This window comes from Companilactobacillus mishanensis (assembly GCF_003946505.1).
Taxonomy (GTDB): Bacteria; Bacillota; Bacilli; order Lactobacillales; family Lactobacillaceae; genus Companilactobacillus; species Companilactobacillus mishanensis.
This window is the reverse complement of record NZ_RHON01000009.1, coordinates 57,972-71,971: the sequence shown is the minus strand read 5'-3', so window position 1 is coordinate 71,971 and position 14,000 is coordinate 57,972. Positions and strand designations below refer to the sequence as shown.

Annotated in this window: 13 protein-coding genes; 4 read left to right on the top strand and 9 right to left on the bottom strand. The window is 38.0% G+C overall.

The window, feature by feature from the left end; translation table 11 throughout:
- Positions 1 to 204: 204 nt before the first annotated feature.
- From EKM63_RS09775 to EKM63_RS11360, 3 genes are read left to right on the top strand one after another with little or no spacing between them, the layout of a single operon-like run.
- Positions 205 to 426 (top strand): hypothetical protein, encoded by a 222-nt coding sequence (locus tag EKM63_RS09775; protein WP_125706146.1) that lies wholly within the window; start codon positions 205 to 207, stop codon positions 424 to 426.
- Between the two features lie 16 nt (positions 427 to 442).
- Positions 443 to 628, top strand: a complete 186-nt coding sequence (locus EKM63_RS09770) for a hypothetical protein (protein ID WP_125706144.1) — start codon at positions 443 to 445, stop codon at positions 626 to 628.
- A 45-nt stretch (positions 629 to 673) separates the two neighbouring features.
- Complete coding sequence (locus tag EKM63_RS11360; RefSeq protein WP_153454480.1) at positions 674 to 850, top strand: hypothetical protein; 177 nt, start codon at positions 674 to 676, stop codon at positions 848 to 850.
- 71 nt (positions 851 to 921) lie between these two features.
- On the opposite strand, the gene EKM63_RS09765 is transcribed toward EKM63_RS11360, so the two are convergent.
- The 9 genes from EKM63_RS09765 to EKM63_RS09725 form a co-directional block, all read right to left on the bottom strand.
- Positions 922 to 1,725, bottom strand: a complete 804-nt coding sequence (locus tag EKM63_RS09765) for a hypothetical protein (protein ID WP_125706142.1) — start codon at positions 1,723 to 1,725, stop codon at positions 922 to 924.
- Between the two features lie 546 nt (positions 1,726 to 2,271).
- Positions 2,272 to 3,183 (bottom strand): amidohydrolase family protein, encoded by a 912-nt coding sequence (locus EKM63_RS09760; protein WP_125706140.1) that lies wholly within the window; start codon positions 3,181 to 3,183, stop codon positions 2,272 to 2,274.
- 72 nt (positions 3,184 to 3,255) lie between these two features.
- The gene (locus EKM63_RS09755) at positions 3,256 to 4,215 is read right to left on the bottom strand and encodes a 2-hydroxyacid dehydrogenase family protein (protein ID WP_125706138.1); all 960 of its coding nucleotides are present in this window, start codon (positions 4,213 to 4,215) and stop codon (positions 3,256 to 3,258) included.
- Between the two features lie 592 nt (positions 4,216 to 4,807).
- The gene (gene carB, locus EKM63_RS09750; RefSeq protein ID WP_125706136.1) at positions 4,808 to 7,975 is read right to left on the bottom strand and encodes a carbamoyl-phosphate synthase large subunit; all 3,168 of its coding nucleotides are present in this window, start codon (positions 7,973 to 7,975) and stop codon (positions 4,808 to 4,810) included.
- Positions 7,959 to 9,056 carry a carbamoyl phosphate synthase small subunit gene (locus EKM63_RS09745; protein WP_125706134.1) on the bottom strand — a complete coding sequence of 366 codons (1,098 nt, stop codon included), beginning with the start codon at positions 9,054 to 9,056 and terminating at the stop codon, positions 7,959 to 7,961. The genes carB and EKM63_RS09745 overlap by 17 nt, the downstream gene beginning before the upstream one ends.
- A 676-nt stretch (positions 9,057 to 9,732) precedes the next feature.
- Positions 9,733 to 10,011: a LysR family transcriptional regulator gene (locus tag EKM63_RS09740; protein WP_125706132.1), complete on the bottom strand. Its 279-nt coding sequence runs from the start codon at positions 10,009 to 10,011 to the stop codon at positions 9,733 to 9,735.
- A 62-nt stretch (positions 10,012 to 10,073) separates the two neighbouring features.
- Complete coding sequence (locus EKM63_RS09735) at positions 10,074 to 11,072, bottom strand: FecCD family ABC transporter permease (protein ID WP_125706130.1); 999 nt, start codon at positions 11,070 to 11,072, stop codon at positions 10,074 to 10,076.
- Positions 11,069 to 12,067, bottom strand: coding sequence for a FecCD family ABC transporter permease (locus EKM63_RS09730; protein ID WP_225418294.1), 999 nt, complete (start codon positions 12,065 to 12,067; stop codon positions 11,069 to 11,071). The genes EKM63_RS09735 and EKM63_RS09730 overlap by 4 nt, the downstream gene beginning before the upstream one ends.
- Entirely contained in the window at positions 12,064 to 12,858 is a 795-nt protein-coding gene (locus EKM63_RS09725; protein WP_125706128.1) for an ABC transporter ATP-binding protein, read from the bottom strand. The genes EKM63_RS09730 and EKM63_RS09725 overlap by 4 nt, the downstream gene beginning before the upstream one ends.
- A gap of 153 nt (positions 12,859 to 13,011) precedes the next feature.
- Between EKM63_RS09725 and EKM63_RS09720 the strand changes: the two genes are divergently transcribed.
- Complete coding sequence (locus EKM63_RS09720; RefSeq protein ID WP_225418293.1) at positions 13,012 to 13,944, top strand: ABC transporter substrate-binding protein; 933 nt, start codon at positions 13,012 to 13,014, stop codon at positions 13,942 to 13,944.
- The last annotated feature ends 56 nt before the right edge of the window (positions 13,945 to 14,000 follow it).

The following is a 14,000-nucleotide window of genomic DNA, read 5'->3' as shown; positions in this document are numbered from 1 at the left end:
TAGTTGACCTCCGTAAATGTTGTTCTAGACAAACTTCATTTTACGCTGTCTCTGATGAGTCAGTTTTTATTTATAAAAGGTGTTGCACTTAGAGTGTAAATTCAAGGTCTAAATAATTATTTTTTTATTTCCAGTAGCTTCTAGTTGTCACTTTTGACCGAATGGTTGTATTATCTCCATGAAGAATTATTGGAAGTGATAGCTATGAAAAACAAATGGATCGACTATTTCATTCGCTTGGTAATTATAAGTCTTTCAATTGTATGGTTCTTCATGTTGTACTCTGATAGCTCAATGCTCGTATTGTTAGCTATCGTATTATTGATCGGTACGACACTCTATTTAATCGTTAAAGAACAAAGCGACTTCACCACTAACGTTCATAATTTGAAAAGAAAGTTCAATCACCTTCATTTCAAAAAATAGAATTGGGGTGTAAACAATGCCAAGATGGATGAATATATTCGTTGATACAACTTCAGTTTTCCTAATGGTCGCGTTGATATTCCTAAATATTAGGTATGGGGTCAATTCTGGGGCAGCACTTATTTCGGACTCAGTCACACTATATATATTAATAACATTCTTCAGCTCCAGGCTTGATCATTTTGGTCATCATCATGCTTAATTACCAGCAATGTGTAAGTAACTAATTTACTGGGGGTGTTAACCTATGACTCATAAATTATTTAAAATTGCATACTGGATCTTGGTTGGGATTATGGGTTTGATCTCCATTGCATTATATTTCCACAGCAGTGATGAATTTCTGTATTCATCATTTGCAACCATATCGCTGATCATTATTCGCAACTATTATAAGTCGTTACATGATCGTCCTAAATTGTAAAAAAATAAGTCAGCTAAATTTTAGCTGACTTTTTTCGTGCTCTCTTTATTAGTATGTGTACATCGTAACTTTTACATTTGTGCTTGAACAACATTATCAAATTGACCTTGTTCAAATACTGACAACTTGCCATTTTCATTGATCAGAAGCCCTGACAATCGAGACTTGTCGATCCAGTTTTCAACATCAACAGTATTATCTTTTAACGACGCCTTAGCCAAAACTGCAGCTTCAGTCAATCCTTTTGACAAAACCGTCATCTGTTTAACGAAATTATTTTCGGGGTGGATATCAGTTTGAATTTCTTGATCGTCCATGACTGCAGTGGCAATCGCACCATTCTGGATACGATAATCAGCAATAATACCATGCGAATTATTCGGTCTTTTTATACCAACGTTCCAATCAAAATGACTACCGGCCTTTGAAGCTAGTTGCATCCCTTCGCCCGTTCTAAAACAGACACCAACAATAGCAGGATCAACTAGCAACGGCTTCAAATTCTTTTGAAATTCCGTTTCCACTGCCCAACCCTTTAAGATACCAGTTGGGTCAAACATTTTATCCTTAAAAGCGTCAAAACGTTCGCCTGTAGCAATTTTAGCGATTGCACATTGGTTGTAAACAATTTGGAACATTTCATCCTGGAAGAACCTTTCTGAGTCTCCACGATGAAATTTGGAAACTAATGAATCACTTTTGAATGGTGAAAACTTATCATCAATTTCATCCAAGTCTTCGGCAATTAACTCGCCGGTCGTATTCAATATATGATCAATGACGTCGTCATTTCTCGTTACAGCCAATTTGATCGTAAACGGAGCATTCATTTTATTTATAGTAACTTCAGGAAAATACATTTTAGGTTCAATCATAAGTAACACCTCTATTTAATTGAATTTTTGCTTATTTATTTTATTATGAGAATTCTGCAGCTATCACTCTGCGAATTTTAAATGAGAATTTTGAGTTTGTTTAATGAGGAATGTAAAGTTTTGTCGTCGCCTTACAAGTACATATTATTGCAGGGAAACCTTAAAGTTAACTTAGAAAGGTTTGATGTGTTTATGAATTTACTGTGATGTTTGCGTTCACTGCCGTGCTTCGGGGAGGTCCGGCGGGGGATGGGAACGCTGTGGATTGATTTTGAGCCAAGCAACGTCTCAAAACTCAATCTTTTAGTAACCTCGCCCTATGGCGAGCTAACTAAAATGCCACGGCTGCACCCCCGGCGGTCCTCCCCTTCGCACTAGGCTATCTCAGTAAATTTATATTTTTTTGTTGGTCGGGTTGGTTGATTTTTCTTTCTAAGGATTTTAATTTGTAGTTCAAAATCAATATCAAATTCGAGGTCAAGGTCAAGGTCATGCTAATTAAACGCCCTCATTTTGTTTTTCTCAAACAAAAAAGCTTGTCGGTCTCTACAGGCCTGCAAGCTTTGTGATGTTATCTTGGTATATTTTATTTCTTTGTTTATCTGTAATATCCATTTTTTCTATTGCTTCTATTATTACCTTGGTTGCTCCTGCTGGTGGGATTCCGAATGGTGAATCGGTTCCTAGTACTACGTGATCTGCTTTGAAGAAGCTGAATGCCAATTCTAGGGCTTTTGTGTTTCCTAAAATTGCTGTGTCTACGTAGAATTTTTGGAAATCTTCGTAATTTTCTTTTGTCATTATGTACTTAATTCTTTGTGAGAAGAATGGCACCATAGCTCCGGCGTGATGTACTATTACTTTCATATTTGGAAATTCTTGATACAATCCTGATGTTACTATGTCGTTCATTGCTTGTGTCAATTCGTATTCCCAACTGAATGCTATATTGTTATCTGGTTTTCTCTGGTCGAATACTGGATGTAACCAGATTGGTTTATCTATTTCTACCATTTTTTCGAAAACTCTATGGTAGCTTGGATCGGCTATTGTCTTGCCCATTGCTCTGGTGAATAACTGGATTCCTGCCAATCCATCCTTGCTTGCAACTTGGTCATCGATTATTTTGATTGCTGCATCGATGTTATTCATTGGTACCATTGCTACCCCGGCTGGAAATTTATCATAGTGTGTCTTGATTGTTTCCAATAATTCTTCGTTAGCAGCTCTGCACAACTCTGCGGCTTTCTTTGGATCGGTGAAATCTTCTGGGTTCAAGTTCACAAACGACAATATTTGTTGAACATCTTCAGGAATACTTTTTAAATGTTTATCTAAATCGGTTAAGAATTCATTTTTCATAAATGGAAATTTATCAAATACCGTTGGATCAATTGCTTCCATTTTAGCTAAAAGCTTTGGTGTCAGGATGTGTGCAAACGCATCTATTTTTGTCATTATGCTCTCCCATTGGACGTTATTAATGCATTAACTTTACAACTTAAAGTACTGTTCATGTCAACGGAAGATTTAATTGACGATGTATTTTGGTTCCTTACCTTTGTTACTTAAAATTACGTTATCGGCGACAATTTTTGCCATCGCATCACGTGCTTCAACGGTTGCATTTCCGATATGTGGCGTTAATATGACGTTCTTTAATTTAGCAAAATGTTTGTCGAAGTCAGGCTCATTTTCATATACATCAAGCGCAGCTCCAGCTATCTTGTCTGCTTTCAAAGCCTTAAGTAAAGCTTTTTCGTCAACAATTGGACCACGTCCAACATTGATCAAAAATGCTGAATCTTTCATATTATCGAAAACATCCGCATTAAATTGATGATGATTTTCGTCAGTCAAAGGAGCATTAATACTGATGAAATCAGAAGTCTTGACCAATTCATCAAAAGGCTTATAAGTAACATTCTGAGCCTTTTCTTCATCTTCAGATAATTCATGAGGTTTGAAGTAAGAAACCTTCATACCCATGGCATTAGCCTTAACAGCCAACTCCGAACCAATATTTCCAAGACCAACAATACCCAATTCTTTACCAGAAATTTCATGACCAAGAAAATACAAAGGAGACCATCCAGGAAAACCTTCCGACCTCATCAATTGGTCACCCTCAACAACCCGGTGACTCAGGGCAAGAATCAACCCAATAGTCAATTCACAGACAGAATTAGTAGAAACCTTAGGAGTATTAGTAACCAAGATACCCTTAGATTTAGCATATTCAGTATCAATATTGTTGAAACCAGCGCCAAAGTTAGCAATCAGCTTCAAATTAGGAGCCGCATCAATAATTTCAGAATCAACCACAGTAGATAAAGTAGTGATCAAGAAATCAGTAGAAGCAACCTTACGAAGCAATTCAGAATGAGAGATCAAACCCTTACCAGTATAGTAATCAACCGTGAAACCATTAGCTTCCAATTTAGAGAAAGCAATCCGAGGAAAACGAGCAGACAAATAAACATTAGCCATATAAATAACCTCCAAATGAAAATAATTATTAACTAAAGTATGGTTTTAAAAAAATTAAAATACAACCATGATTGCAGAATAAATATGGGACAAGAACCAATCGACGATTCTTTGACACAAAAAAACCTTCCATAACATTATGGAAGGTTTTCCCGCAATGACCTCCGTAGAGGTAACATCACTCTTTTGCATTATCAATTGTATCTACTTTATATTTTAGAGTCAAACCAACAATGAATCAAATCGATCTTGCAACATAAATCTCACACACAAACTAAAGTGAACCTCATAGCAAAACAAAAAAGATGGATACGTCCAGATTACTCCAGAACGTACCCATCACAAATTTTATATTTAACTAACTTCGAACAGTGCTGAATCTAGCCTGGAGGTGGAGTACTGCGGGGAGCCAGCCATGAAATGTATCTTAGCTCGGCATGAGCCGAGGTTAGATACAGGTTGTAAAAGTAGACCGCACTTTGGCTACCTTTTCAACCCATGGCGTTCCGCCCCCGCAGTACGTAACCTCCAGGCGGCAAAACAAGCATAGCTCTATTCCAACAATTTTAGAGCACTTGAACTAAACATAACCCTAAATCGAATGAATATAATAACTCTGTGACTCGAGAACCTTCAATACAGCATCAACAGTATCCAACGCCGTAAACAACAGAACAGAATGCTCAGTCGTAACTCCACGCATAACCTGACCGTCAGTATCTCCAGCATCTTCATCATCAACGGTATTTACGACAACACCGACATGCTTATCACCGATCAAATCCATCATACCTTCAAATGAATCATCAAAGCCTTCAACTTCTAATCCGTCTTGTTTTAAGACGTCAGCTGTCTCGCCAACAGCAAGAAGTTCAAATCCAAGTTCATCAAATCTCTTTGCCAAACCGGCAGCCTCTTCAAGATCAGCTGGTTTAACACTGAAAATAACTTTTCCAGATGATGGAACGTGTGTCTTGGTTGCTTCAAAGGCTTTATAAAGTGCCTTCTCGTAAGTTGTATCTGTACCCATAACTTCACCGGTCGACTTCATCTCTGGTCCCAACAAACTATCGACATCTGCTAGTTTGGAGAATGAGAACACGGGTGCTTTAACATGGATTAAATTACCAACTGGAGCAACCCCATTCTTGTATCCTTGCGACTTCAAACTTTGACCAAGGATAACTTTTGTAGCAATTTGTGCCATCGGAATATCGGTGACTTTGCTCAAAAATGGAACGGTACGACTTGCTCTAGGGTTAACTTCGATAACGTAAGCTTGATCATCCTGAACGACAAATTGAATGTTCATCATTCCAATACAGTTCAAGTCATGTGCCAATTTTTCAGTATAATCGACGATTTGACTCTGAACGTTTTCAGACAATGTTTGAACTGGATAAACTGACATTGAATCACCAGAATGAACTCCGGCTCTTTCGATATGTTCCATTATTCCAGGTATCAAGACATCTTTACCATCACAAATGGCATCAACTTCACATTCCTGTCCGAACAAGTAATGGTCGATCAGAACTGGATGATCATGCGAAACTTTGACAGCATTGTGCATGTAATAATTCAATTCTTCTTTTTTATTGATTATTTCCATTGCACGTCCGCCCAAAACATAACTAGGACGAACCATAACTGGATATCCTACACGTTCAGCGATTTTCACTGCATTGCCTTCATCACTGGCTGTATCGCCGGTTGGATGGGCAATGTTATTGGCTTCGATAACTTTTTCAAATTCATCACGATCTTCGGCACGGTTAATATCTTCAACAGTCGTACCTAGGACTTTCACACCATGTGCCAAAAGTGGTTCTGCTAAATTGACAGCAGTTTGTCCACCAAATTGTAAGATGACACCTTCTGGTTTTTCTAATTCAATAACATTCAATACATCTTCAAGTGTTAATGGTTCGAAGTACAATTTATCAGAAATCGAGAAGTCAGTCGAAACTGTCTCGGGATTACTGTTCATAACGATTGCTTCGTAGCCCGCTTTTTGGATAGCCTTAACTGAATGAACTGTAGCGTAATCAAACTCGACACCTTGACCAATTCTGATTGGACCAGAACCGATAACTAAGATAGAAGGTTTCTCGTCGACTACACTTTCGTTTTCAAATTCATAAGTACTATAGAAGTAAGGTGTTTGCGAATCGAATTCACCGGCACAAGTATCAACCATCTTATAAACTGGTGTGATCTTGTTATCTTCTCTAAGTTTTTGGACAGAATCGATATCAACATCCCAAATTTTAGCGATGGATTTATCAGCAAATCCATTCTTTTTAGCGTCTAGTAAGATATCTAAATCTTGTGGATTATCGCGTAATTCACGCTCGATCTCGACGATATGTAACAACTTATCCAAGTAGAACAAATTGATTTTTGTCATATCGGCAATCTTTTCGATCTTGTATCCACGACGAATGGCTTCAGCAAGATAAAATAGACGGTCATCTTGAGCAACAACTAATCCGTGATCCAAATCCTCATTTGAAATCTCGTGCAACTCTGGTTTGTCTAGAGAAACCAAACCGATTTCCAATGAACGAACTGCTTTCAAAGTGGCTTCCTCGATATTTCTACCGATAGCCATTACTTCACCAGTAGCCTTCATTTGTGTGCCAAGTGTACGATCTGCATTGACAAATTTGTCGAATGGCCAGCGAGGAATCTTACATACGACGTAATCCAAAGCTGGTTCGAATTCAGCGTAGGTCGTACCTGTAACTGGGTTAATGATTTCATCCAAAGTTTGGCCGACAGCAATTTTGGCAGCAACTTTAGCGATTGGATAACCAGTAGCTTTTGATGCCAAAGCACTAGAACGACTAACTCTAGGATTAACTTCAATAACGAAATATTTGAAACTATTAGGATCTAGGGCAAGCTGAACATTACAGCCACCTTCGATTTTAAGTGCACGGATAATTTTGAGTGAGACATCACGAAGCATTTGAACTTCGCGGTCAGACAAAGTTTGTACAGGAGCATAGACAATCGAGTCACCAGTATGGATTCCAACTGGATCAAAGTTTTCCATGTTGCAGACGACCATTGCATTGTCGTTGGCATCACGCATAACTTCAAACTCGATTTCTTTATATCCGGCAATACTTTGTTCCAACATACATTGAGTAACTGGAGAAAGGCTAAGTCCGTTTTGTAAAATCTCACGGAGTTCCTTTTCGTTGTTGGCGATACCACCACCAGTTCCACCCATGGTGAAAGCTGGTCTAACGATGATTGGATAACCAATTTTGTTAGCAGCGACAACTCCTTCTTCTTCTTCATGAACAATAGCTGATTCAGGAACTGGTTCACCTAATTCATTCATCAATGAACGGAATTTCTCTCTATCTTCAGCTTTATCGATGGCACTCATTTTTGTACCCAACAATTCGATATCAAGTTCTTCCAAGATACCAGAATCATCAAGCTCTTTTGCCATGTTCAAGCCTTGTTGTCCACCAAGTGTTGGTAAGATAGCATCAGGCTTCTCTTTACGTAAAATTTTTGAAACAAATTCTAAGGTAATGGGTTCAATATAAACTTTATCCGCGATTTCAGTATCAGTCATGATAGTAGCAGGATTTGAATTTACCAAAACTACTTGGTAGCCCAATTCTTTCAAGGCTAAACAAGCTTGAGTTCCAGAATAATCAAATTCGGCAGCTTGACCAATAATTATCGGACCAGAACCGATCACCATAATTTTTGAAATATCAGTTCTTTTGGCCATTTGAGATTGTCCCCTTCGCTTTATTGTCGTCGATCAACTTCATGAATCTATCGAATAAATAAGCTGCATCATGAGGACCAGGAGCAGCATCCGGGTGATATTGCACAGAAAAGGCCGGATAAATTTTAGATCTCAATCCTTCGACAGTTTGATCATTGATTTCTTCATGAGTTACTTCTAATTGAGTTCCATCAAGTGAGTTGCGATCAACAGCATAACCATGGTTTTGAGAGGTAAAATCGATTCGACCAGTAGTTAGATCTCTAACAGGATGATTGAAGCCACGATGTCCGAATTTCATTTTGAAAGTGTCGGCGCCATTAGCTAAAGCAAAAAGTTGATGTCCCATACAAATTCCAAATAAAGGCACATGCTTTTCGACTTCACGGATCATATCTAAAGTAGCTGGTACACTCTTAGGGTTACCAGGACCGTTAGTCAACATAACGCCATCTGGATCTTGTTCAAGGACTTGCTCAGCAGTAGCATCAGCAGGCAAGACCATCAAATTACAATGTCTTTCAGATAATTCTCTTAAAATAGAATGTTTTAGACCATAATCGATCAAAACAACCTTGCGACCATGCGTTGGTACGGGATATGCACTTGGTGTAGTACTTTGTGCAATTTGATCAGTTGGTAATTGAGTGTTCTGGAGATCTTTCACTGTGTTTTCAGTAACTTCGTCAACAATAGTAGCTTTCAAAGCACCTTTCGCACGAATATGTCTAGTTACAGCACGAGTGTCAACACCACTGATACCAGGGATGCCGCTCTCTTGTAAATATTCGTCCAGTGATAAGTCCATTCTCCAGTTGTTAGCTCGTCTGGCCAGTTCATGTACTACTATACCTTTGCAAGTTGGAGTAATTGATTCATAGTCATCACGGTTGATTCCGTAATTACCTATTAGTGGGAAAGTAAACATTAAGATCTCGCCATTATATGACTGATCTGTTATTGATTCTTGATAGCCGGACATACCAGTACTGAAAACTAACTCGCCCACTGCGGCAGTTTCGGCACCGAATGCAAGTCCTGGATAAATATTGCCATCTTCTAATACCAAGTAACGCTTCATTATTCCGCCCCTTTCGTCTATAAACTGACCTGTATAAGTGATTCAAGGCAAAAAAAATATACCTATAAATCCTTATTATTAAGTTAACCACATTGATAGTAAGCAATACGAATAATCCGCATAGCAAACCCATTTTTATATCGTGATTGTATTAAATTGTACAACTACTAAGACAACATTGGAATAGTTTTATGAAAATAGATTAAACATTTTTCTAATCTTAAATTAATAAAAGAACCACTAGGAACATTATGACATCAACATTGCAGGAAATCATAAGTATAATTTTCTAATAAAAAATAAGAATTTTTATGAAGAAAAATAGGGGATCCACCCACAAAATCATTGATGTAAAAGGTCGAAAAAAATGGCTGTAAACAGAACTTGTTTACAGCCATGACTTTTCGTCACCTATTACAATCCTTCTCACCAACTAAATCAAAGCTCATATCAAACCAGAGAAGGAATAAAAGAGCACCTATGATATCCAGATGTAGAAGGAAAATCGATTTGGGCTCAGTAGGCAAATTTTTCTTAGTCGAGGAACGAGACTTAGAAAAAGACTCGATTTTAAGATTTCCCCGAACTTGGGAAAGCTTAAAACGATGTCGCCTACGTTCCAGCCCGAAAAATCGATTTTCCTTCGGAATCGGCAACCAACACCCACCAAAAACCACTAGTGCTCATTATATTCAGGATCGTCCAAATCGTTTTCGATACTCATACCATACAAATTATTTACTGCCGCATCCTTATCAGCAGGATGTACAACAATAATAGTAGTAGCGCCCTTGCTGCTGACATAGCCAACAAACGAAGTGACCTCTTCAACATAATAGGGTAACCCGTCAGAATGGATAATATATTGACCTTTGACCGGCATATTTTCGACATAAACCTTATTCATTCTGATGTAATCTTCACCATCATGTAAAACAATCAATACTTTATACAAATTGTCACCCTCTTTTCATAGTAAGTTCTAAACTTGTTTGTCCATTTTAGCAACAATTTACATTATTTGGTACGCATTAAAATATAAACAAAATATGGTGCACCGATGATGGCAACCAGAATTCCTACTGGAATCTCAGAAGTCGTGCTGATCAATTTTCCAACTGTATCAGCCGCTAATAAGAAGAAACTACCAAGTACACCTGACAAAACTAATTGTTGACTGTGCTTGAAGCCAATGACCCTTCTGGCCAAATTAGGTGTTATCAACCCGATGAAACCTATTCCACCACTGATGGAAACACTGACTCCAGCCAAAATTACTGCAGCACCAATCAAGACTATTCGTTCACGTTTCAAATTTACACCAAGTGATTGGGCAACGTCATCCCCTAAATTAAAGGTATCTAGTGTTCTAGTTTTGCTGAAAATAAATACAGTACAGATGATGAACCATGGCAAGAGCATGACAATGTATTCCCAGCTTGTTCCCCAAATACTACCGGCTAACCAGTTCATCACGAATTGGTAATTTTCTGGAGAAAGTTTAAGGGTCAATAACACCATGATCGATGAATATAGTCCAGCCAAAGCAACACCGGTAAGTAGTAAGCGATTAGGAGTTATTCCAGTATCTTTTTTGTAGGAAAAAGCAAATACCAAAACAGTACTCAACAATGCCCCACCAAGCGCCATAGTTGGTAGTAGAAATAAGTTGGCATCTTGATTCTTAACTAGTGCCATGAACAACATTACCGCGATTCCTGCTCCGGAATTTATTCCCAAAAAGCTGGTATCTGCCATAGGATTTTGGGTAGTGGATTGTAGTACGTTTCCGGCAATTGCTAATGCAAAACCTACTACTAAGGTAACTGTGATCCTTGGCAGTCTAAAATCAAAAATAACTAATTGAGAATCGTACGAACCCTTACCTATTATTAAATTCATTATTTGACTAGGAGAAATACTCATTTGTCCGGTGTTCAAGTTGATAACTGCTAATACCAGCATCAACGCACAAAGGACGACTAGCCAAGTGGTTAATTTTATTCTTTTTGTCATATTTGGCTACTGTCCTTTCTTGCAAGATAAATGAAGAAAGGTACACCGACTAGCGAAATAATTATTCCAAAAGGTGTTTCGTTAGGTGGATTGATTGTCCTAGCAATTAAGTCAGCTAAAACTGTTAGGTCAGCACCCAAAATTATCGTCATCGGTATGACTTTTTTATTATTAGTTCCAACTAGAAATTTTGCGATGTGAGGAATAATCAGACCAACGAAAGCAACTGCTCCCACTAGTGAAACTGATATTCCAGACAAAACAACCACACAGATCAACGAAATCAGTCGAATGGCCATCGTATTTTTACCCAAACTCTTGATGGTATCATCACTCAAAGTCAGCAAGTTTAAGTTCGAGGCCATGAACATGACCGCAATCAAACCGATAATGATCCAAGGACCGAGACGGTACAATTGTGCCCAACTGACAGCAGAAACCCCACCGAAATGCCAGAAAGCTAAATCCTGTTTCAAATGAGCTACTAAGGCGATCCCTTCACTGATGGCAGTAAAGAAGGCACTTATCGCCATACCTGAAAGTACCAACATCGTCGGACTCATCTGAGACTTCTTCATTGAACTTATCGAAAACACTAGACTGGCCGCAATTCCAGCTCCAATAACTGAAAAAACAGTTGTATTCAAAGTCGACATTTTAGGGAAGAAAGTAAAACAAAGTGTCAACATAAATGCCGCACCAGCATTGATCCCTAACAAACCAGAATCAGCCATGGGGTTTTTAGTAACACTCTGCATTAATCCACCACTTACAGCCAAGGCAGCACCAATCAACATGGCACCGATAACTCGAGGCAGTCTAATATCACGGATTATTCTTTGATCAACGTTGCTAGAATCGTAATGAAAAAAAGAGTTAAATACTGTCGCATCGCTATTTTGATTTGCTCCATAACGAACACTCAGTAGCAATAACATCGCTAAAATAACTAAACCGACGATAACTTGAAGTGAAAATTTTACTCTTCGGTTCAAACCGCTTCACCCTTCTTCCAGCGATCATAAGTCAAAATCAAAGGTTTGTTATCTTTTTCAACAATTGTCGCATCAATATCAAAGATGTTTCGTAAATTATCTTTCGTTAGTACTTGATTGACAGTCCCACTAGTTTGTAAAAATCCATTCTTGATGGCAATCAATTGGTCCGAAAATCTTGCCGCATGATTCAAGTCGTGTAGAGCCATAACGATTGTTCGATGTTCTTTTTCATTCAATTCTTTGATCAGTAACATAACGTCTAATTGGTGAGTCAAATCTAGATATGTCGTGGGCTCATCCAAAATGATAGTGTCAGTATCTTGTGCGATTGCCATAGCAATCCAGGCACGTTGACGTTGACCACCAGATAATGTGCTGAGACGTCTATTTTGTAAGTCTTGAACTGAAGCTTTTTCCATTGCCCAATCAATTTTTTCTTTATCGATTGCTGATAAAGTTGAAAAACGATGACGATATGGAATACGTCCGAATGTCACTAATTCTTTAACAGTTAGATCATTAGCAACATCACTAGATTGTGGAAGAACTGCCATTTCTTTAGCAATATCGCTAGTCTTCTTGCCATTGATGTTTTCGCTATCTAAAAAGACCGAGCCATCGCTTGGTTTTAAAAGTCGTGCGATCGTCCGAATCAGTGTGGATTTACCACAGCCGTTGGGACCGATCAATGTTGTGACTTGCCCCTTTGGAATTTTGATAGACAAATCATGAATTGTTAATTGTTTCTCATAACTTACGCAAACTTGCTTAGTTTCAATTATATCCATGAGTTTTCACACTTCTTTATTTATATTTTGATACATATTTTTGGAATAGTTAATCATATATTATCGTAATATATTCTACCGTATTCTATTGACTTTTGGTAACACTTTCATTGATAATCTACATATAATTTAAATGTCATGGGGGAAGAATATTTGAAGAAGAACAAGATTCTTAAAGTTGGTTTGTACATTGCGTTGTTATTCACATTGTTTTTAACAGGCTGTAGTAATTCCAATAGTAAAAACGATTCTACTCGTAATTTGAAGGATTCAATGGGCCATGAAGTAACCGTTCCAACGCATCCAAAACGTGTTGTCGGTAGTTACCTCGAAGATTATTTGGTCGCCGTTGGCGTTAAGCCAGTAGTTCAATGGTCAGTTAAGAACGCCTCAAGTACTCAAGAATATTTGAAAAAAGATTTGAAGAATGTTCCAACCATCGACTACTCACTACCTTACGAAGCAGTTACTAAAGCTAAACCTGATTTAATCTTGATGGGTACAGATTCACAGGTTCAAAATGGTAAATACAATCAATACAAGAAAATTGCTCCAACATACGTCGTTAAAAACGGAACTGATGTCAGCTGGCGTGATCAATTCCTAGATGTTGCCAAAGCTGTCAATAAGACTGATAAGGCTAACGATGTTTTAAAAACTTACGACCAAAAGCTCAAGTCAGCTCGCAATACTTTGGACAAAAAAGCTGCTAACAAGTCAGTTGCTGTCGTTTGGGTAACCAACAATTCAGCTTTCATCGTAAGTGACAAATCTTCAAGTGGTTCATTACTTTATGGTGATTTAAAACTCAAGGAACCTAGCTTGGTCAAAGAAGTTTCCAAGAAAGCCACAGCCGATTGGTCATCTGTTTCACTTGAAAAATTGGCAAAGCTTGATGCCGATTATATTTTCCTAGTCAACAGTGACAAAGGTGCTGACATGTTCAAGGATCCAATTTGGACTAATATCAAAGCCGTAAAAGACGGTAATTTATTCCAATATGGAAATGACTCAAGTTGGCAATACAAAGGACCTATCGCCTATACACAAATGATCGATAACGTGCTTAAAGATATGACAAAATAATAATTCTATAAATAAATAACCTAAGATCTCAGTTAACTAAAACTGACAATCTTAGG

Coding starts and splice junctions, on each gene's coding strand:
- EKM63_RS09760 (WP_125706140.1), bottom strand. CDS start 3,183: ATGACAAAAATAGATGCGTTTGCACACATCCTGACACCAAAGCTTTTA.
- EKM63_RS09765 (WP_125706142.1), bottom strand. CDS start 1,725: ATGATTGAACCTAAAATGTATTTTCCTGAAGTTACTATAAATAAAATG.
- EKM63_RS09770 (WP_125706144.1), top strand. CDS start 443: ATGCCAAGATGGATGAATATATTCGTTGATACAACTTCAGTTTTCCTA.
- EKM63_RS09735 (WP_125706130.1), bottom strand. CDS start 11,072: ATGACAAAAAGAATAAAATTAACCACTTGGCTAGTCGTCCTTTGTGCG.
- EKM63_RS09745 (WP_125706134.1), bottom strand. CDS start 9,056: ATGAAGCGTTACTTGGTATTAGAAGATGGCAATATTTATCCAGGACTT.
- EKM63_RS11360 (WP_153454480.1), top strand. CDS start 674: ATGACTCATAAATTATTTAAAATTGCATACTGGATCTTGGTTGGGATT.
- EKM63_RS09755 (WP_125706138.1), bottom strand. CDS start 4,215: ATGGCTAATGTTTATTTGTCTGCTCGTTTTCCTCGGATTGCTTTCTCT.
- EKM63_RS09725 (WP_125706128.1), bottom strand. CDS start 12,858: ATGGATATAATTGAAACTAAGCAAGTTTGCGTAAGTTATGAGAAACAA.
- carB (WP_125706136.1), bottom strand. CDS start 7,975: ATGGCCAAAAGAACTGATATTTCAAAAATTATGGTGATCGGTTCTGGT.
- EKM63_RS09775 (WP_125706146.1), top strand. CDS start 205: ATGAAAAACAAATGGATCGACTATTTCATTCGCTTGGTAATTATAAGT.